The sequence below is a fragment of the Cryobacterium sp. CG_9.6 genome (genome assembly GCF_029893365.1).
Lineage (GTDB): Bacteria > Actinomycetota > Actinomycetes > Actinomycetales > Microbacteriaceae > Cryobacterium.
Map to the genome: position 1 here is coordinate 774,137 of NZ_JARXUZ010000001.1, position 17,602 is coordinate 791,738.

At 67.2% G+C, this 17,602-nt stretch carries 17 protein-coding genes; 9 read left to right on the plus strand and 8 right to left on the minus strand.

All coding sequences use genetic code 11. The annotated features are described in order from the left end of the window. The first annotated feature begins 144 nt into the window (after positions 1-144). Positions 145-714 (plus strand): hypothetical protein, encoded by a 570-nt coding sequence (locus H4V99_RS03565; protein WP_280675593.1) that lies wholly within the window; start codon positions 145-147, stop codon positions 712-714. A 347-nt stretch (positions 715-1,061) separates the two neighbouring features. Beyond that, on the plus strand, positions 1,062-1,535 hold the full coding sequence (locus H4V99_RS03570; protein ID WP_280675595.1) for a hypothetical protein: 474 nt from the start codon (positions 1,062-1,064) through the stop codon (positions 1,533-1,535). 18 nt (positions 1,536-1,553) lie between these two features. On the opposite strand, the gene H4V99_RS03575 is transcribed toward H4V99_RS03570, so the two are convergent. After that, a complete protein-coding gene (locus H4V99_RS03575; RefSeq protein WP_280675597.1) occupies positions 1,554-2,519 on the minus strand; it encodes a DNA-3-methyladenine glycosylase 2 family protein in 966 nt (321 codons plus the stop codon). Between the two features lie 159 nt (positions 2,520-2,678). Here H4V99_RS03575 and H4V99_RS03580 point away from each other — a divergent pair, with 159 nt between their 5' ends. Beyond that, entirely contained in the window at positions 2,679-3,584 is a 906-nt protein-coding gene (locus H4V99_RS03580; RefSeq protein ID WP_280675599.1) for an MTAP family purine nucleoside phosphorylase, read from the plus strand. Beyond that, complete coding sequence (locus H4V99_RS03585) at positions 3,581-4,642, plus strand: NAD-dependent epimerase/dehydratase family protein (RefSeq protein WP_280675601.1); 1,062 nt, start codon at positions 3,581-3,583, stop codon at positions 4,640-4,642. Before H4V99_RS03580 ends, H4V99_RS03585 begins: the two co-directional genes overlap by 4 nt. 10 nt (positions 4,643-4,652) lie before the next feature. Here the strand turns inward: H4V99_RS03585 and H4V99_RS03590 are convergent, their stop codons facing one another. Continuing rightward, complete coding sequence (locus H4V99_RS03590) at positions 4,653-5,561, minus strand: HAMP domain-containing sensor histidine kinase (protein WP_280675603.1); 909 nt, start codon at positions 5,559-5,561, stop codon at positions 4,653-4,655. Then, a complete protein-coding gene (locus H4V99_RS03595; RefSeq protein WP_280675605.1) occupies positions 5,558-6,301 on the minus strand; it encodes a response regulator transcription factor in 744 nt (247 codons plus the stop codon). The genes H4V99_RS03590 and H4V99_RS03595 overlap by 4 nt, the downstream gene beginning before the upstream one ends. A 104-nt stretch (positions 6,302-6,405) precedes the next feature. Here H4V99_RS03595 and H4V99_RS03600 point away from each other — a divergent pair, with 104 nt between their 5' ends. The 3 genes from H4V99_RS03600 to H4V99_RS03610 are packed head-to-tail and all read left to right on the plus strand — an operon-like array spanning position 6,406 to position 8,479. Further along, positions 6,406-7,074, plus strand: a complete 669-nt coding sequence (locus tag H4V99_RS03600) for a glycosyltransferase family 2 protein (protein WP_280675607.1) — start codon at positions 6,406-6,408, stop codon at positions 7,072-7,074. After that, positions 7,071-7,778, plus strand: coding sequence for a DUF2064 domain-containing protein (locus H4V99_RS03605; RefSeq protein ID WP_280675609.1), 708 nt, complete (start codon positions 7,071-7,073; stop codon positions 7,776-7,778). The genes H4V99_RS03600 and H4V99_RS03605 overlap by 4 nt, the downstream gene beginning before the upstream one ends. Further along, positions 7,775-8,479 (plus strand): methyltransferase domain-containing protein, encoded by a 705-nt coding sequence (locus H4V99_RS03610; protein WP_280675611.1) that lies wholly within the window; start codon positions 7,775-7,777, stop codon positions 8,477-8,479. The genes H4V99_RS03605 and H4V99_RS03610 overlap by 4 nt, the downstream gene beginning before the upstream one ends. Here H4V99_RS03610 and H4V99_RS03615 read toward each other — a convergent pair. Continuing rightward, positions 8,428-8,940, minus strand: a complete 513-nt coding sequence (locus tag H4V99_RS03615; RefSeq protein ID WP_280675613.1) for a hypothetical protein — start codon at positions 8,938-8,940, stop codon at positions 8,428-8,430. The genes H4V99_RS03610 and H4V99_RS03615 overlap by 52 nt on opposite strands. Continuing rightward, on the minus strand, positions 8,937-10,202 hold the full coding sequence (locus H4V99_RS03620) for a molybdopterin-dependent oxidoreductase (protein WP_280675614.1): 1,266 nt from the start codon (positions 10,200-10,202) through the stop codon (positions 8,937-8,939). Before H4V99_RS03620 ends, H4V99_RS03615 begins: the two co-directional genes overlap by 4 nt. 120 nt (positions 10,203-10,322) lie before the next feature. On the opposite strand from H4V99_RS03620, the gene H4V99_RS03625 reads away from it, so the two are divergent. Beyond that, a complete protein-coding gene (locus H4V99_RS03625) occupies positions 10,323-11,762 on the plus strand; it encodes a glycosyltransferase family 87 protein (RefSeq protein WP_280675616.1) in 1,440 nt (479 codons plus the stop codon). Between the two features lie 910 nt (positions 11,763-12,672). Here the strand turns inward: H4V99_RS03625 and H4V99_RS03630 are convergent. The 3 genes from H4V99_RS03630 to H4V99_RS03640 form a co-directional block, all read right to left on the minus strand. After that, entirely contained in the window at positions 12,673-14,253 is a 1,581-nt protein-coding gene (locus H4V99_RS03630) for a hypothetical protein (RefSeq protein ID WP_280675618.1), read from the minus strand. A 1,003-nt stretch (positions 14,254-15,256) separates the two neighbouring features. Continuing rightward, positions 15,257-15,934 carry a hypothetical protein gene (locus H4V99_RS03635; RefSeq protein ID WP_280674944.1) on the minus strand — a complete coding sequence of 226 codons (678 nt, stop codon included), beginning with the start codon at positions 15,932-15,934 and terminating at the stop codon, positions 15,257-15,259. A 571-nt stretch (positions 15,935-16,505) separates the two neighbouring features. Further along, positions 16,506-16,952, minus strand: coding sequence for a metallopeptidase family protein (locus H4V99_RS03640; RefSeq protein WP_280675620.1), 447 nt, complete (start codon positions 16,950-16,952; stop codon positions 16,506-16,508). A gap of 133 nt (positions 16,953-17,085) precedes the next feature. Between H4V99_RS03640 and H4V99_RS03645 the strand changes: the two genes are divergently transcribed. Continuing rightward, the gene (locus H4V99_RS03645; RefSeq protein WP_280675622.1) at positions 17,086-17,319 is read left to right on the plus strand and encodes a DUF3499 family protein; all 234 of its coding nucleotides are present in this window, start codon (positions 17,086-17,088) and stop codon (positions 17,317-17,319) included. The last annotated feature ends 283 nt before the right edge of the window (positions 17,320-17,602 follow it).

Here is a 17,602-nt window from a genome sequence, read left to right on the forward strand (position 1 = left end):
GGCACTTGTTCAAACGAGTGCCCGGCGGTCAAACGAGTGCCGCGACGGTTGGGGCGGGCTTGAGCGCACCGCGGATGGCCCCCGGTTGAGATATTCCCCTGTGGATAACTCCCGCGCGGCCTCGATGTGCCCTACATTGACCGCATGCGCATACTTGTTCGTAGAATTCTGGCCGGCTCGGCGGTGCTCACCGCGCTGGCACTAGCCGGATGCGCCGCAGCCCCGATCCCGACCTGGACGAACAGCCCTGACCCGGTCGTGGCGCCGGTTTTCGCCTCGAACGATGAGGCTCTCGCCGCTGCCGTGACGTCGTACGAGGCGTACGGCGCCATGTCGAACCAAATCACAAATGAGGGCGGAGTGAATCCCGAGCGCATCACTGATTTTGTGAGTGATGCTTACCTTGCCGTGGTGCTTGGCTCATTTGCAAGCGTTCAGGATGATGGCCTAGTTGGCTCTGGATCGTCAGCCTTCGACACCGTTTCCTTGGTGAGATACGACGATGATTCTGCTGCATCGGCCTCAGTGCGCGTGTACCTTTGCCTCGATGTGACAGACGTCGTTTTCACTGATTTGGGCGGGAACGTGACAACCCCACCGGAAAGACGGAACCGAATTCCGCTTGAAGTCTCACTAATATCAAGCCCGAGTGCGTCGACGAAGCTCGTAGTGGACAAGGAGGAAACATGGCCAGGCAACGATTTCTGCTCATAGGACTGGTTGCTTTGACCGTGGTTGCCTTTTTGTTTGCCGGTCCCCCGGCCTTCGCATGTACAACTTCGGATTACGCAGCCGGTAGATGCACTGGGGCTAGCAGTGACGGCAAGGTAGTCACTGTCAAGGCGGACGGGAGGGCCTCGACACCGGGAGTGAGAGGTGACTTTGGGCCACAACCGCAGCGAAGTGGAAACAAGGGGACAGGGACGCCAGCGGCACCACCGCCGGTGTTTGTCCCGGCGAAGTTTGGGATTGGGGGGTCGTTCGGCAAGCCGACCGTGGTTCCTGTGCCGGCCGTGCCGTTGCCGGTGTGTGCGTCATGCACCGCGCCGTCGATCACGACGGTGAGTGATCTCGCCGGGTTTGCGCCGATGGTTCCCACCCAGTCGGTGGAGCCCAATGGGTTGGCGCTGGTGGGGTTGGCGGCGAATTTTGTGGCGGACGCATCCGTTCATGTGGTGTCGGGAACATTGCTCGGCAGCGTGGCCGAAGTGCGCTTTACGCCGGCGGCGTTTCGCTGGAATTTTGGTGACGGGGGTACGCGCTCGTCGGTTTCGGGCGGGGCAAGCTGGGCCGACCTCGGCGTTCCGGAGTTCTCCGATACCGATACCAGCCACGTTTACGAGGAGCGTGGTGATTTTGTGGCCGGACTGACGGTGGATTACACCGCTGAGTATCGCGTGGGTGGCGGTGGGTGGATCGCGGTGAGCGGCGCGCTCTCGGCGACAGCGGATCCACTCACGGTGGCGGTGCGGCGCATCAAGACAGTGTTGGTGGCGGAGGACTGCATCCAGAATCCGGCCGGAGTGGGCTGCTGAAGCGGCCCGAGAGCCGGGTTAGCGGTGGCGATGGTCCACGAAGGAGAGTCGCGGTCCATGGCGGGGTTTCTGGGCGGTGCCGCTTACCTCGAGTAGGCGCACGACGCGATAGCGATGCGGGCGCCACTTGTGCATGGCCTCCACCATCTGCGCATCGGTGAAGGACCGGCCGAAGAGTGAGTGCCCCACCACATCGGCGAGATGATAATCGCCCACCGACAGGGCATCGGCGTCCCCAAAAGCGCGCTGCGCCACCTCGGCGGCGGTCCATACGCCAATTCCCGGCACGACGCGGAGGCGAGCGGATGCATCGGCTGTGCTCAGCGTTGCGGCAGCCTCAAGTTGGCGGGCAAGCCCAAGGCACACCTGCACGACCCCGGCGCGCCGGGGGTCAACGCCGGCCTTGTGCCATTCCCAGGAGGGAATGAGCTGCCAGGTTCGAGTGGACGGAACCACCATCATTCCCCGCGGTGCCGGGCCGGGAGCCGGCGTGCCATAAGCGCTCACCAGTCGCCGCCAGGAGGCCATCGCCTGCACGCCGATCACCTTCTGCTCCAGAATGGCGGGGATGAGCGATTCCATCACCCGGCTGGTGCGGGGGATGCGGAGTCCCGGCCAGCGTCGGTGGGCGTCGTTCAGGCGGGCGTCGTCGGGGGTGAAAGTCGATGGGTCGTCGAGAGCGCCGGCCATGTCCGGTGCCACGGCCACAGCGGCACGGGCACCCGCGCCCCAGGCCTCGCAGCGGATGGTGTGCAATCCGGTTTGCGTGAATCGCAGGGACGCTGGGCCGTCGGGGGTGAGTGTCGTGCGCCAAATGGCGCCATCAGCGGCGACGCCATGCGTGGGGTCGTAGGCGCCGTGGCGCAGCGTCGATAGTGTGAGGGCCAGGGTCGTGGCGAACGGAGCCTGCCAGGTTGAGGAGGCATCGGCGCGCTGATCCGACGCGGCGGTGCCGTCATTCGGGTGGGGCGGGGAGGCATCCATCGTGTCCTTCGGGTGTTCCCTCCAAGAATAGGTACGCGCGCTGACAGTGCCATGATCGCCCACCTCGACCGACACGGTTCGCTGACCCCCGAAAGAGACCACCCGGGCACGGAGCGTGAAAGACTGACGGAACACCACTGCGACGTCTGGGAGCCATCCGTGACCATCACCACCCCCGCGAAAGCGAGGGTCGCCGTCATCGGCGGCTCAGGACTCTATGAACTCTTCGACGAGAGCCAGTCCACCACCCACCAGATCGCCACGCCCTACGGAACCGCCGAGGTCACCATCGGTGAGCGCGCCGGCCGCACGGTTGCCTTTCTCCCGCGGCACGGCACCGGGCACAGCGAGGCACCGCACCTCATCAACTACCGTGCCAACATCTGGGCGCTCGCCTCGATCGGCGTGCGCGCCATCATCTCGTCCGCCGCGGTGGGCGGCGTGAGTCCCGAATACCCGCCGGGAATTCTGGTGGTGACCGACCAGTTCATCGACCGCACCACGGGCCGCGCCGACACCTTCTTCGACCGCGGTTCCGTGCAGCACCTCGCTGCGGCCGACCCCTTCGACCCCACTCTGCGCCGCATCGCCATCGCGGCGCTCACCGACCTCGGCGAGGACTTTGCGCCCACGGGCACGGTCGTTGTCATTCAGGGTCCGCGCTTCTCCACCCGCGCCGAGTCCGTCTGGTACCGCTCCATGAGCGCCCACATTGTGAACATGACGCAGTACCCCGAAGTCGTGCTTGCCGCCGAACTCAACATGGGCACGGTCAACCTCTCGTTCGTCACCGACGCGGACGCCGGCCTCGCTCCGAGTGAGAACATCGAAGCGGATGCCGCCGAGCCCGCGTCCCACACCGAAGACGTGGTCTCCGCGTCTCTCGTGTTCCATCGGTTGCGGGCGGCGCAACCGCGCATCCTCCGGGCCATCGACGCGATTCTTCGCGGGATGCCGGAGAACTTCGAACCGCGGGAACTGATTGCCAGTGCCGCGGTGACTGCTGCGTTGGCGCGCGAGGCCATGAATCTCGACGAGGCATCCGCGGGGGTACACACCTCATGACACACCTTCTGGTGACCGGTGGCGCCGGCTTCATCGGCAGCGCCATTGTGGAGCAGGCGCTCGACCGCGGTTGGCAGGTGCGCGTGATCGATTCGCTGCGCGCCGACGTGCACGGCGCTCCTCCCGAGATCGACCCGCGCGTGGACTTCATTCACGGCGACGTCACGAAACCCCGCGATGTCGAGGCCGCCCTCGACGGAATCGACGTGGTCTGCCACCAGGCTGCCAAGGTAGGCCTCGGCGTGGACTTCGCTGATGCCCCCGACTACGTCGCGAGCAATGAGGTGGGCACGGCCGTGCTGCTGGCGGCCATGGCCGTTGCCGCAGTCGACCGGCTGGTGCTGGCGTCGTCGATGGTGGTCTACGGCGAGGGCAGCTACCTGAGCCATCACGGCTCGGCCCGCCCCGGACCCCGCCGGGCGATCGACCTGGATAATGGCCGGTTTGACCCGGTGGATGAGGTGACCGGCGACCGCCTACACCCCGCTCTGATCTCGGAGGACGACCCGCTCGACCCGCGCAACGTGTATGCCAGCACGAAGCTCGGCCAGGAGTATCTCTCCACGGCGTGGGCTCGGTCCACGGGTGGGCGTGCCATCGCGCTGCGGTACCACAATGTGTACGGGCCGGGTATGCCGCAGAACACGCCCTATGCCGGCGTCGCCTCGCTGTTTCGCTCCGCCCTGCAGCGCGGCGAGGCCCCGCGGGTGTTCGAAGATGGCGCCCAGCGCCGGGACTTCGTGCATGTGCGTGACATCGCATCCGCCAACCTGGCTGCCATCGACTTCACCCACAACGCCCCGGCCGAGCTCTTTCGCCCGTTCAACGTGGGTAGTGGAACCGTGCACACCATCGGCGAAATGGCGGTGGCCCTCGCGGCAGCAGCGCACGGCCCCGCACCTGTTGTAACGGGGGAGTATCGCCTCGGCGACGTGCGCCACATCACCGCGTCGTCGGCACGCCTCCGCAGCGAATTACAGTGGATGCCCGCCGTCACCTTCGAGGACGGCATGCGAGAGTTCGCCACGGCTCCGCTCCGCGCGGCGGTGCAGCGCTAACGAGGTGGCCTCAGGCGGCCCCGGCTGTGGACACGGGAAGCAGCACCTCGAATCGGCAGCCGTCGGTGGTGTTGCGCACCGAGACCTGTCCGTGGTGCGCCGCCACAATCCCCTGCACAATCGCCAGTCCGAGGCCGGCACCGCCGCTGGGGAGGCCGCTCTCACTCGGGGTGCGCGGGCCGCTCGCCCGCCAGCCGGCCTCAAAGACCCGGGCCAGATCGGCATCCGCTATGCCACCCGCGGTGTCCTGCACCGAGATCGCGGCACGCCCCGCGTCGTAGCGGGTGGCCGAGACCACGATGGGGCTACCCGGTGTGGAGTGTTGAATCGCGTTCATAACGAGGTTACCCACCACCCGCGACAGCTCGCGGGGATCCGCCACAATGGTCAAACCGCTCTCACCCTCAAAACTCAGGTCGAGCTGTTTGGCCGCGGCCACGGGAGCCAGCTCGGCCACGGCATCGCTGATCAGGTCGTACAGCGACACGGTCTCCCACGACAGCCGCAGCGCTCCCGCGTGAATGCGCGACAGCTCGAACAGGTCGTCGACCATGCCGGTGAGCTGATCCACCTGACCGCGAAGCTGGCGATAGTAGCGCCCCGGGTCAGGGGCCATGCCGTCCTCGAGCGCCTCCGCCATGGCGCGAATCCCCGCCAGCGGCGTGCGCAAATCATGCGAGATCCACGCCACCAGTTCGCGGCGGCTACCCTCCAGCCGCCCCTCACCCTCCCGGGCGTCGGCCAGCGCGCGAGCGAGTTCTGCGCGCACCTCGGCCAGAGCAACCGAGTCGGCGGTTTCGTCACGCTCGGTACCTCGAGAGCGGATGCGGCGAGCCCGCACCATAAGCAGCCCCAGTCCCAGCACCGCGAGTACCGCTGCGCCCAGAAGAGCGGCGTTCACCAGCTCGCCCGGTGTCATGCGCCGGGCTCCGCGGTGCCCGGATCGAACCGGTACCCCACGCCCCACACCGTGTTGAGCAGCAGGGGACGAGCCGGATCCACCTCGATTTTTTCGCGCAGTCGGCGCACGTGCACGGTCACGGTGGAGAGATCACCGAATTCCCACCCCCACACCGACCGCAGCAGGTCTTCGCGGCTGAGCACCTTGCCCGGGCGCCAGATGAGGTAGGCGAGCAGATCGAACTCCCGACCCGTGAGCACGAGGGCCGTGCCGCGCAGCCGCACCTCATGCGCCGAGAGATCGAGCGTGAAGTCGCCCGCCGTCAGCACACCGTCGGGAAACGCCTCCGGTCGGGTGCGCCGCAGCACGGATTGCACCCGCAGCACGAGCTCGCGCGGGGAGAAGGGCTTGGTGAGATAGTCATCCGCGCCGGCCTCGAGGCCCTCGATGCGGTCCTCCTCCTCGCCAAGCGCGGTGAGCATGATGATGGGGACCGGCCCGGCGGCGCGCAGGCGCCGGCACACCTCAACGCCGTCGAGAAGCGGCAGCATCCGATCCAAAATCACCAGATCGGGCCGTTTGACCTCGGCCTGCTGCAGACCACTCGGCCCATCGGATGCCTGATCAACGTCGAAGTCGGCGGCTTGCAAATACCGGCACACCACTTCGGACACCATCGTGTCGTCATCGATGACGAGAACACGGAGCCCGGCCAGGGCATCAGCGGGCGGAGGTCCAAAGTAGTGGGAGGGTGTCACCCTCACAGGATAAGACAGGCAACTGGCAGGGCTGACGCTCGCGCCACCACATCCCGGGTGGTCCTAACAGGGTTTCACCAGATTTTCCCGCCTACAGTCGATTTATGACTTCGACCCGGGTAGATGTTGTTTTTCCCTGCCTGAACGAGGCGGGTGCGTTGCCGTGGGTGCTCACCCGGTTGCCGGAGGGCTATCGCGGCATCGTGGTGGACAACGGTTCCACCGACGGATCAGCCGATGTGGCGCGTCAGCATGGCGCTCTTGTGGTGCACGAGTCCCGTCGCGGGTTCGGGGCGGCCGCGCACGCCGGACTCCTGGCCGCCACGGCCCCCATTGTGGCTTTTTGCGACGCCGATGCGTCGATGGATCCGCAGGAACTGCCGCGTCTGGTGGATCCGATCGACGCCGGCACCGACGATCTCCTGCTCGGCCGGCGGCGCCCCACGACCCGCGGATCGTGGCCCATCCACGCCCAAATAGCAAATACCTATCTTTCTTGGCGACTGCGCCGAATAACACATGTGAACATCCATGACCTCGGCCCCATGCGGGCCGCCCGGCGCGACGCGCTTCTTTCTCTCGACCTACAGGATCGGCGGAGCGGCTACCCGCTCGAGATGTTTCTCCGTGCCTCCGACGCGGGGTGGCGCATCCGCGAACTCGATACGTCCTATGCCCCGCGGGTGGGACGCAGCAAGGTGACCGGCACCGTTCGCGGCACGCTCACCGCCATCGCCGACATGTCCACGCTGTTGCGGGAGACCCGCTCATGACCGTTCTCGTCGTGATCGCCAAGGAATGCCTGCCGGGCAAGGTGAAGACCCGCCTGCACCCGCCGCTCACCCTGGAGCAGGCCGCCCTGCTGGCCGCGGCAAGCCTCGACGACACTCTCGCCGCTGTTGCCAGCCTGCCCGCCACCCGTCGGGTGCTGGCCTTCGACGGCGACGTCCCTCCCGCGGCCGCCGCGGGCTGGGAGATTCTGCCGCAGGTATCCGGCGGCCTCGACGAGCGCCTTGCCGCCATCTTCGACAGCTTCGACGAGCCCACCGTGCTCATCGGCATGGACACACCGCAGGTGACCGCCGCGCTCCTCGCCCCGGTCTTCGCCACCGATATCACGAACGTCCACACGGATGCCTGGCTCGGCCTCGCCGATGACGGCGGCTTCTGGGCGCTGGCCATGAAAAAACCGAATGGCGACCTCATTCGAGGTGTGCCCATGTCCCAGGACGATACGGGCTCGCGTCAACTCGCCAGGCTCACGGATGCCGGCCTGCGCGTGGGTCAGTTGGCCCCCCTGATGGACGTGGACACGATCGACGACGCCCACATCGTGGCCGCCGTGGCACCGCATGGGCTTTTTGCTCAGGCGTTGGCCGAGGCGCTGCACCCCACACCCGCTGGTCGTCACGCCGCCGACCCCGCAGTCGCGGAGAAACTCGACGCGGCGCCCGTCTCGAAGGAATCTCGCTCGTGACCCTCACCTCTGCGCGCCGCTACGGCACGTCCGCTCCCGCCGACGCCACCTTCGGGGCCGGCGGCGCCGAACCCTACGCCGAGGCTCTGCGCGGCACCTCCAACGTGCTGTACCTGCACGGGGTGCGCTCGCCGGAAGGCTCCGGGGCATCCGCTATGAATGCTGCCCGCTGGAGCGCCGACGCCGACGCCACAGACATTTCGCTGATCGTGGCTGCCGCATCACCAGTGCTGGACATTGGCTGTGGCCCCGGCCGGATGGTGCGTGCGGCCATGGACCTTGGGCTCTCCGCCGTGGGCGTCGACGTGTCTGCGACAGCCGTGCGCATTGCGCTCGACGCCGGACTCACCGTGCTGGAACGATCCGTCTTTGACACGATCCCCCTCGAAGGAACCTGGCAAACCCTGCTGCTCGTGGACGGCAATATCGGTATCGGGGGCGACCCGCGCGCGATGATGGGCCGGTGCGCCGTGCTTCTGGCCCCGGGCGGCGTTGTCATCGTGGAGGTGAGCGGCGACCCGGATCACGAACTCCGATACGAGGGCACGCTCGAAGACGCCGAGGGGCGGCGGAGCGCGGCGTTCCCCTGGGCCGAAATCGGCACGCGGGCGCTGCGCCGGCACGCCGAGACGGCCGGTCTGCGGCTGGCTCAGGAGTGGCGAATCTCCGGCCGCTCGTTTGTGCGCTTCGTTCGCGAGTAGAACCACGCCGCCAGCCCCGCGGCGATGATGACCAGCACGAGCCAGAAGATCGCTAGGTTGAGCCCGTAATTCAGTGGCAGGACCGTGGGGTTGTCGGGCTTATAGTTCAGGGCCACCATGGCGGGCACCACGATGAGTGACATGATCGAGCCCACCACGATGAAGCCCTGCACCACCATGATCACCGTGCCGCCCACACGCTGACCAGCGCGGCGGAGCAGCACACCCGCCATGAACACGATCGGCGCCAGAATGGCGTCGTGCAGAATAATGGCGGCGACGATCCAGAGCGCCACGCCCGAAATGCGGTTCACCCGCACGGTGTCGAAAAGTACGTAGCAGCCCCAGGCCAGCAGGCCCACGCCCAGCACAATCAAGCCCAGGCGGATGCCGCGTATCGCCCGCGTCTCGGCGGCCTCAGTGTGTACCGTGCCCGGTCGGGTGTTGAGCTGGTCACTCATGCGTCAATCGCCTCAATTCGGCTCAGCCATTTGGTTTGCAGCACGCCGGGACGACCCGGGGCGATCATGCGGGCCGGGTAGCCGTGCTCGAGGTCGAGCGTCTCCCCGTTCAGTTCCAGCGCCACGAGCGTCAGCGGGTCACGGACGTATTCGTGACCCATCTGGGTTTTGCTGAAGCTGCCACGCTCTTCGAGGCTGATCAGGCGAAACGATGTGCCGGCATCCGCTTGGACAGCGTCGGCGAGGTCTCGCAGGCGCACACCACGCCAGGTGGCCATCTGACTCCAACCCTCCACGCACGCGATGGGCAGGCGCACCTCGGTCTGTTCCATGGCGAGCAGTTGGGGCCGGGTGAAGGTGCGCTCGGTTCCCGCGTACACGACGGTGAGGGCCCAGCCGGCGTTCTGGGCGGCATCCGCTACCTTGGCCTGCGCGGAGGTGCGGTTCACGGGGACGCCCTGCTGGCCGACGCCCTTCTTGCGCGCGCCGAACACATTGGTGGCGTCGAGGGGGGCAAACGTTTGGCCGGCTGTGAGGCCCACCACCGCGGTGACGCTCACGGCCACCGTGGTGAGGAAGCCGCGGCGACTGACGCGGCTGGTGGGGACGGGGGTGGCGTCAATGTAGTCGAGGAGGCGTCCGGTGATGCCGCCGGGGCGCGTGGTGCCCCAGAGGCGCACCTCTTCGAGGTTTTGCGAGCGATCGGGGTGCGCGGCCTCGGCGAGGTGTTCGGGTTCGTTGCCGTCGGGATCCTTGCGCCAATACCGGGTGATGAGCCGGAGTTTGACGCCGATGTGGATGATGAGCAGGCCGATGAGCACCCAGCTGAGCGCGAAGTGCACCTGGCGGAACGGAAACGGCCACGGGTACCACTGGTAGGTGTTGACGAGGCCGATGACGATTTGCACGAGGGAAATGCCCACGAACAGGGCGATGGAGGCGCGCTCCAGAAAGTTGACGAAGGATGTCACCGGGGGCCACGAGAAGAGCGCGGGGAAGACGATATAGAGCTTGGCGAGCAGCAGCGGAAAACAGGCGATGCCGGCGATGATGTGCGTGCCCTGAGTGAATTGGTAGAGGTAGGCGGGGCGCGTGGCGAACGTCATGCCGGGCAGCGGGTTTTGCAGAAAGTGACTGTAGAGGCCGGTGCCGAAGCAGATCAGGAAGGCGGCGCCGAGGAGCCGGCCGATGACCGTCGCCATTCGGGGGTTGCGCACCGGCGATGCCAACGCTCGCTGGGCCTCGTACATTAGTCGCCGCATGTATCCAGTCCACACCACGTTGGCGGGCGGAACGGGAGCAAAATATTACGGTTAGGTGACGTGGTGCCTGCCGTGCGTCCGGTGTAGCCGGTTGTCGCCAGAGTCGGGGAGGATGAGAGGGTGCGAATTGTTCTGGTCTCGGTGCTTCTGCTGCTGAGCACTGCCCTCACCGGGTACACCGTTTTCACCTACGACAACTTTCGGCCCGGCCCGGATTCGACGGCGCTCCTCGTGTGTACCGGCCTGTTATGGCTGCTGTTTGCGCTGGCGCTGCTGGCACTGCGCGGGGTGAGCGGGCGCGCGGTTGTGGTGCTGGTACTTGTGGGGTCGGTGGCTCTCGGCGGTGCCGCCCTGGCCGGGCCACCGAACACCAGCACCGACTCCGCCCGGTATGCGTGGGATGGCATCGTGCAGAACGCCGGCATCTCGCCCTACGCCTACCCGCCCACGGACGATCGGCTGGATTCCCTGCGGGTGGAGTGGCTGTTCCCCGCGCCGGTGATCACCGCGGGCGGCGACGCCGTGTGCCCGGGTGAGCGCATTCATCGTGCGTACAAGGACCAGTCGGGCGAACTGCTCTGCTCGGCGCTTAACCGCTCCGATGTTCCCACGATCTATCCGCCGGCGAGCGAGATTTTCTTCGCCGGTGTGCGGGCGATCACCGGACCCGGCCCGCAGTACTGGCCGCTGCAGCTCGCGGGGTTGCTACTGAGCGTGGGTACCACGGTGATGCTCCTGGTCGGGATGACGCGCCGGGGCATCGACCTGCGCTGGGCGGCCATCTGGGCGTGGTGTCCGCTCGTGGCGACAGAAGCCGTCAACAACTCGCACGTGGATATGCTCGGCGTGGTGTTCACGCTCGCTGCCGTGTTTCTCGTCAGTGCCGGGCAGCACTGGCGGGGCGGAATCATGCTCGGAATCGCCATCGCCACCAAGCTCATCCCGGTGATCGCCGCCCCCGCCATGCTCCGCCACCGCGGCTGGAAGGTGATCGTGGCGTCGATCGTCACCTTCGCGCTGCTCTATGTGCCGTACGTTCTGGCCACCGGGATCGGTGTGCTCGGCTACCTACCCGGCTATCTCAGCGAGGAGGGGTACCAGGACGGCTCACGTTTTGCCCTGATCTCGCTGTTCGCCCCGGGTGGGGCCGCGATTGTGGTGGCCGGTGTGCTGCTCGTCGGGATCGCGCTGATCGTGTTCTTCACGACTAATCAGGCGGAGCCCTGGGTGGGCCAGCTGGTGATGATTGGGAGCACGCTGCTCATCGTGAGTCCGCGCTATCCCTGGTACGCGCTGCTGCTGCTGCCGTTCATTGCTCTCAGCGGGCGGTGGGAGTGGCTCATGGTGCCGCTCGCGCTCAGTTTGCGCCTGCTCGAGCCGTCACTTGTGGTGACCCAGACCGCGATGGCGCTCGCCGCGATCGTGATCGTGCTGGTGTCGCTGCGCCGCGCGGGCCCCGGAGCCACCGGGCGGTTACTGCGTGCGCCCGGGGCCTGGCTCGGCCGCCGCCGCGCTGGAGCGCGACCCGGCGGCGGCCCTCAGGAGCCCACGCGGCACTAGTGTGCGTGGCGGGCACTCCCTGTGATGAGTGCCGTGCGGCGGCTCCGCGCGTTCCGTCCGCGAGTGCGCCCTCGCGGCACTCGTTTGCGTGGCTGGCACTCCCTGTGATGAGTGCCGCGCGGCTAAACGCGTGCCGCGCGGCTAAACGCGTGCCGTGTGGCTAAACGCGTGCCGTGTGGCGGCTCCGCGCGTTCCGTCCGAGAGTGCGCCCTCGCGGCACTCGTTTGCGTGGCTGGCACTCCCTGTGATGAGTGCCGCGCCGTCAAACGCGTGCCGCGCGGCGGTTCCGCCTACTCCCGCCGCGAGTGCGCCGTCGCGGCATGAGTTTTGCTTTGCGGGCACTCCCTGTAACGAGTGCCGCGCTGCCAAACGAGTGCCGTGACCGTCGCTGCGGTGGGGCTGCACGCACTCCCGCCGTGGGTCTTTCCTCGCGGCACTGGTTTGCTTGGCGGGCACTCGATGTAACGAGTGCCAGTCAGCGAAACGAGTGCCGCGACCGCCGCCGCGCTTGTGCTGCGCGCGCTCTGGCCGCGGGTGCCCCCCTCATAGCCCTGGTTTGCGTGGTCGGCACTCAGTGTGATGCGTGCCGCGCAGCCAAACGAGTGCCAGCCAGCTCAACGAGTGCTGCGCAGCGTGACGCGTGCCGCGACCGCCGCCGCGCTTGTGCTGCGCGCGCTCCGGCTGCGGGTGCCCCTCGCGGCACTGGTTTGCTTGGCGGGCACTCGATGTCACGAGTGCCAGTCAGCGAAACGAGTGCCGTGACCCCGCCGCACTGGGGCTCCGCGCAGTCCCGCCGTGAGTGCGTCCTCGCGGCACTAGTTTGTCTGGCGGGCACTGTGTGTGATGCGTGCCGCGCAGCGAAACGCGTGCCGCGACCGCAGTGCAGTGTCCGGTTCGTGCCCCGACGGGGTTAGCGCACGTAGCGGAGCACGTTGACGCCGGTCAGGTTCCATTCCTCATCCACGTGCAGGCCCAGCACGGCAAGTTTGGCCGTGATGCTCGGACGCCAGTCCTGTCTGTCGCTCGTCACGAGCCACACCTCGTCCTTGTCCGCGATGCGGTCGGTCACCTCGGCCAGCGGAGACTGCGTCTCCCACAGCGTGCCCGCCTCGGCCGCCGCGGTCTTGAGCTTCACGTCGACGAGCCCAGCGAACGCATCCGGGTAGGAGAGCGCAATGATGCGTGTGGTTGCCGCCGGATGCTGCCGCACGGGTCCATAAATGATGGCGCCACTTAGAGGATGGGCCGCGCGCTCGGTGGCTACCAGTGTGGAGACCTCGCTCCACGATGAGTTTTGCTTGGCTTCGGGCATCCGCTGGGCCACGTATTGCGGGGCGGCGAGAGCCACGAGGGCCGCCATTGCGGCGACCTGCAGCCCGGTGCGGCGCAGGGCGGCGAGGGCCACGCCCATGAGCAGAGCCACGGCGGGGGCGCTGAACGTCAGGTAGCGCGGCGAGTAGAGCGGGGAGAGCACAAGGGAAGCGACGATGAGTCCCACGGTCGGAACGACGATCCATGGCACGGTAATCGCGAGCAGGCTCGGCGTCGACCCCGTGCCGCGTCCGCGATTGTGCCGACCCGAACGCACGAGCAGGGCGACGCCAGCGAGCATGAGCGCCCAGCCGGCCACAGCGAACAGGGGGTTGAGCGCAAACCACTGCCATACGACCACGTCGGGGATCGTTTGGGCGGCTATCGGGGGAATCCAGCTCACCTGTTTGCTCTGGGAAGACACGGTGAGCGCGAACGGCATGAGTAGCAGTGCTGAGGCAGCGGATGCCCCGAGCCAACCCAGTAGGCCAGCGGTCGCCGTTCGGCGCCTCCGTTCGGTGCCGCCGGAGCGGCGCTGGGCGAGCCAGGTCCATGCCGCGGTTACGCCGTGCGCTCCCACGAGAAGTGCGAGGTAGAGGAAGACTCCGGTGCTTGCGACAGCGAGCGTTCCGTATAGAACCCACCAGCGCACCTGGACGGTGCGGGCCGCGCCGTTGCGGCGCCAGGCGGCGAGAAAAACGAGGGTCAGGAGCACGGCGAGCATCGTGCCGAGCGCGAACGAGCGACCTTCGGCGCCGGCCCACGTCACACGGGGGAGCACGCTGAACGCAAGTCCTGCAAGAATCGCCGTGCGGCGAGAGGCGAGGGAACTCGCGAGCCACACCGTGAGCGCGGCGGCGGCACCGATCGCGAGTGCGGACGGGAGCCGCAGCGTGAACGGGGAGTAGGGCACAAGGTCGAACCACAGGTGCATACCTGCGTAATACAGACCGTGCACGAGGTCAACGCTGCCGAGCATGCGGGCCAGATCCGGCCAGCTGCGCGCCGTGGACGTGATTGTGGCCGCCTCATCAAACCAGATGGAGGGAACCCAGGAGAACATAACGGAGAGGAGCAACGCGATGGCGCCCACGACTGCGGCGTCCCGCATGCGTGTGCCCCCAAATCGCCGAGGGGTCGACACGTATGGAGGCCGGGTGGTCTCGCGCAGTGCCGTCATGGTTGCTGTCCTTTGGGGTTCGGAGGTTTTTGGGGCGTGCTCACCACGAGAATAACCCGGTGTTCCTGATATGTCGCCGGTATGGGGTCCCTTGGCGCCTGCTGTGGGGGCCTGCCGGTTGCTACTTCAGGAGATGTGCCGGGTCGGGCAGGTGTTGCCCGCGTAAACGCACGGCCACGCGGATGCCGGTGGGCCGGATCTCCTGAACTCGCAACACGCTGCCGCGGCACCGGGGCCAATGCGGGTGCGGCCGGGTGGTGGCCGGTCGCCCCCTGCGTGGTGGTTCCGGTTGCTAATTCAGGAGATGTGCCGGGTCGGGCAGGTGTCGCCCGCGTAAACACGCGGCCGCGCGGATGCCGGTGGGCCGGATCTCCTGAACTCGCGACACGCTGCCGCGGTGCCGGAGCCGGTGCGGGGCCAGTGCGGGTGTAGACGGGTGGTCGCCGGTCACCCCCTTGGGTGGTGCCGGTTGCTAGTTCAGGAGATGTGCCGGGTCGGGCAGGTGTTGCCCGCGTAAACACGGGGCCGGGCAGACGCCGGCGGCCGGATCTCCTGAACTAGCCACACACTGCCGCGGTGCCGGGGCCAGTGCGGGTGTGGACGGGTGGTGGCCGGTCGCCCCCTGCGTGGTGGTGCCGGTTGCTAGTTCAGGAGATGTACCGGGTCGGGCAGGTGTTGCCCGCGTAAACACGCGGCCGCGCGGATGCCGGGGGCCGGATCTCCTGAACTCGCAACAGGCTGCCGCGGAGCCCTGGCCAGGTCGTTGCTGGGATGCAGCCCGGTGCAGTTTCATCAGGCGCGTCCTGCGGGCTGGTGCCCGTTGCTACTTCAGGAGATGTGCCGGTCTGGGCAGGTGTTGCCCGCGTAAACACGCGGCCGCGCGGATGCCGGGGGCCGGATCTCCTGAACTAGCGACACACACTGCCGAGAAGCGCGGCGGGGCGGCGGGCACGACGGAGGGGCCCGTCGCGGTGTGCGGCGGGCCCCTCCGGGTGGGACGGTGTTACTTGGTGGCGACGGTGATGGTGGCGATGCCGACGAGGAGCTGGTCGGCGACGGCGTCGGTGTTGAAGGTGGCGTTCAGGAGGCCGGCGGCCTCGGCGGAGATGTGCACGGTGGTGCCGGTGAGGATGGCGTTGTCGCCGTCCATCTGGAGGGGCTCAAGCGTTCCGCCGTAGAGGTTGAAGAGCAGAACTTGGGTGGCGGCGGATTCGCCGTTGACGGCCACGTCACCGAAGAGTTCGGAGGTTCCGGGGTCGATGGTGAAGTTGGTCAGCTCCACGACCGTCTCGCCGGCGGTGAGGGAGAAGCCGGAGCCGTCGTGCTCGAGTGAACCCTGTACGTAGGGGCGCACGGTGCCGTTGGGGTCGAAGTAGTCAACGTTTCCGCCGGTGATGGGGAAGTGCAGGCTGCCCTCTTCCAGGGTTGCCGTTCCCACGGTGCCCGGGGTCAGGCCCAGGGTGCCGAGCGCGGCAGCGAAGTCCGCGTCGAGGAGGACGGACGTGTCCACGCCGGTGAGGGTGGGGATCGAGGCGAGGGGGGCCTCGGCGGTCGGGGCGCTGGAGGAGCTGGCAGCCGGCGCCGGGGTCGTGGTGGTGGTTCCGGTGGAGCAGGCAGCAAGGCCGGCTACGAGGATTCCGGCCGACGCGAAGCCGAGAAGAGTCTTGGAGAGAGTACGCATGAGATGAGTCCTTGTCTGTGGTGCTGTGGTGGGGATGGGGTTGAGGTCTGCATCGGGTTCGGTTCCACCCCTAAAAAGGTTTGGAACTCCCCCGATCTGTTACCGTTCCGTTACCAAACCCAGCACACACCCAGCCAAAAACCCCGGAAACGCGGGGAAGCGCGCCGAGAGGCCGGTGAGGCAAGCATCCGCTTGGAGGGGCACATGTGCACAATATGAGCGGTGCCGGAGGGCGGGTGTTTGGAACGGCCACGTCCGCTGCGACTCGACAAAGGGAGCTGCGCCTGCACGTTGCCCCAAGGCGGCGGCACAAGACGAATCGTTTGTGAGGCAATCCGGTGCGAGTGGGCGTCCGACATTGATCACCTGGCGATCCACGCGGCCGAGACCGACCGTCTACCCAGCGGAGACCTAGCCGTCTACCCAGCGGAGACTCAGCTTCCCACCCAGCTGAACCCTAGCCGCCCACGCGGCCGAAACCCGACCGTCCATGCGGCCGAAACCCGACCGTCCACGCGGCCGAAACCCGGCCGAGCGCACCCTCGAGCCCGCACCCGCGGTGCGACGACTTCTAGAAGTGGCGGAAGCGGTCGGGCGCAAGCTCCCAAGGGTCCTTGCCCAGGAGTTCGGCGATACCCCGGAAGACGCAGGTCTCAATAATCATGCGCTGGTGCATCTCATCATTGCGGTTCAACCGCGAGAGCCGCTGAATCGGCAGACGGTAGAAGACAACGCGGCGCGACGCGGGGGAGACCATCCAGCGTTCGACGCCCACATCGGCAACCACGGCGTGCGGGCCAGCGGCGACTTCGAAGACGGCACCGGTCAGTTCATCGGGCCAGACACCTCGCAAATACTCCACAGTGGATGCCACGGTCATGTCGAACAGATCGATGCGCGTGCGCAGCGGCGGCAGAAACGGCCCGGTGACTGAGCTGCGTGCGCCACGTCCGTGACGGTCTCGACCGCGACCGCGAACCGTGGGCTCGGGGATGGCGGATCGGCGTGATCTGGACATGGCCCAATCCTACTTCTGTGTGCGGAGGGCGCCGCTGAACGGTCCCTGCCAATAAGAGTTCGCTGCACAGGCAACATCCGACGAGCCGCAGCGGCAGAGCGGATTGCCGGCGTGGCACCGTTAGCCTGAGGCCATGTCAATAAGGTCCTGTTCTCGCGTTGCCTGCGGCGAGCCCTCTGTGGCCACGATGACCTTTGACTATGCCGATTCAATGGCTGTTCTCGGGCCGCTCTCGATCGAGCACGATCCGCACAGTTTTGATCTCTGCCATCGCCACGCTGCCCTAACGACGGCGCCCCAGGGCTGGCAGCTGATTCGTCATCGCGTCTTCACCGACCCGTCGGGGATCACAGGCCCTTCGGACTGACCACTGGTCCCGCTGCCGGTCTCACACCGGATGCGGATTCCGCCCTCCGTGTCGAACCGCCGTCGAGTCGTGCCCACGGTCAGGAAACGCACGCAGGCCTCGCTGCCGGTCTGGCACCTTATTCGAGTCATGCCGACGGTTTCCTACCGGCCTCGGGTCGTGCAGCCGCTCACGCAACGCAGGTGAAAGGGTGCCACTTTCGCACCATTCTCGGATGCGGGGGCTGGGTCGCGCGGCCAGTCTCGTGCCGCAGACAGCCCTGCGGGTACGGGAACGCGGGGCG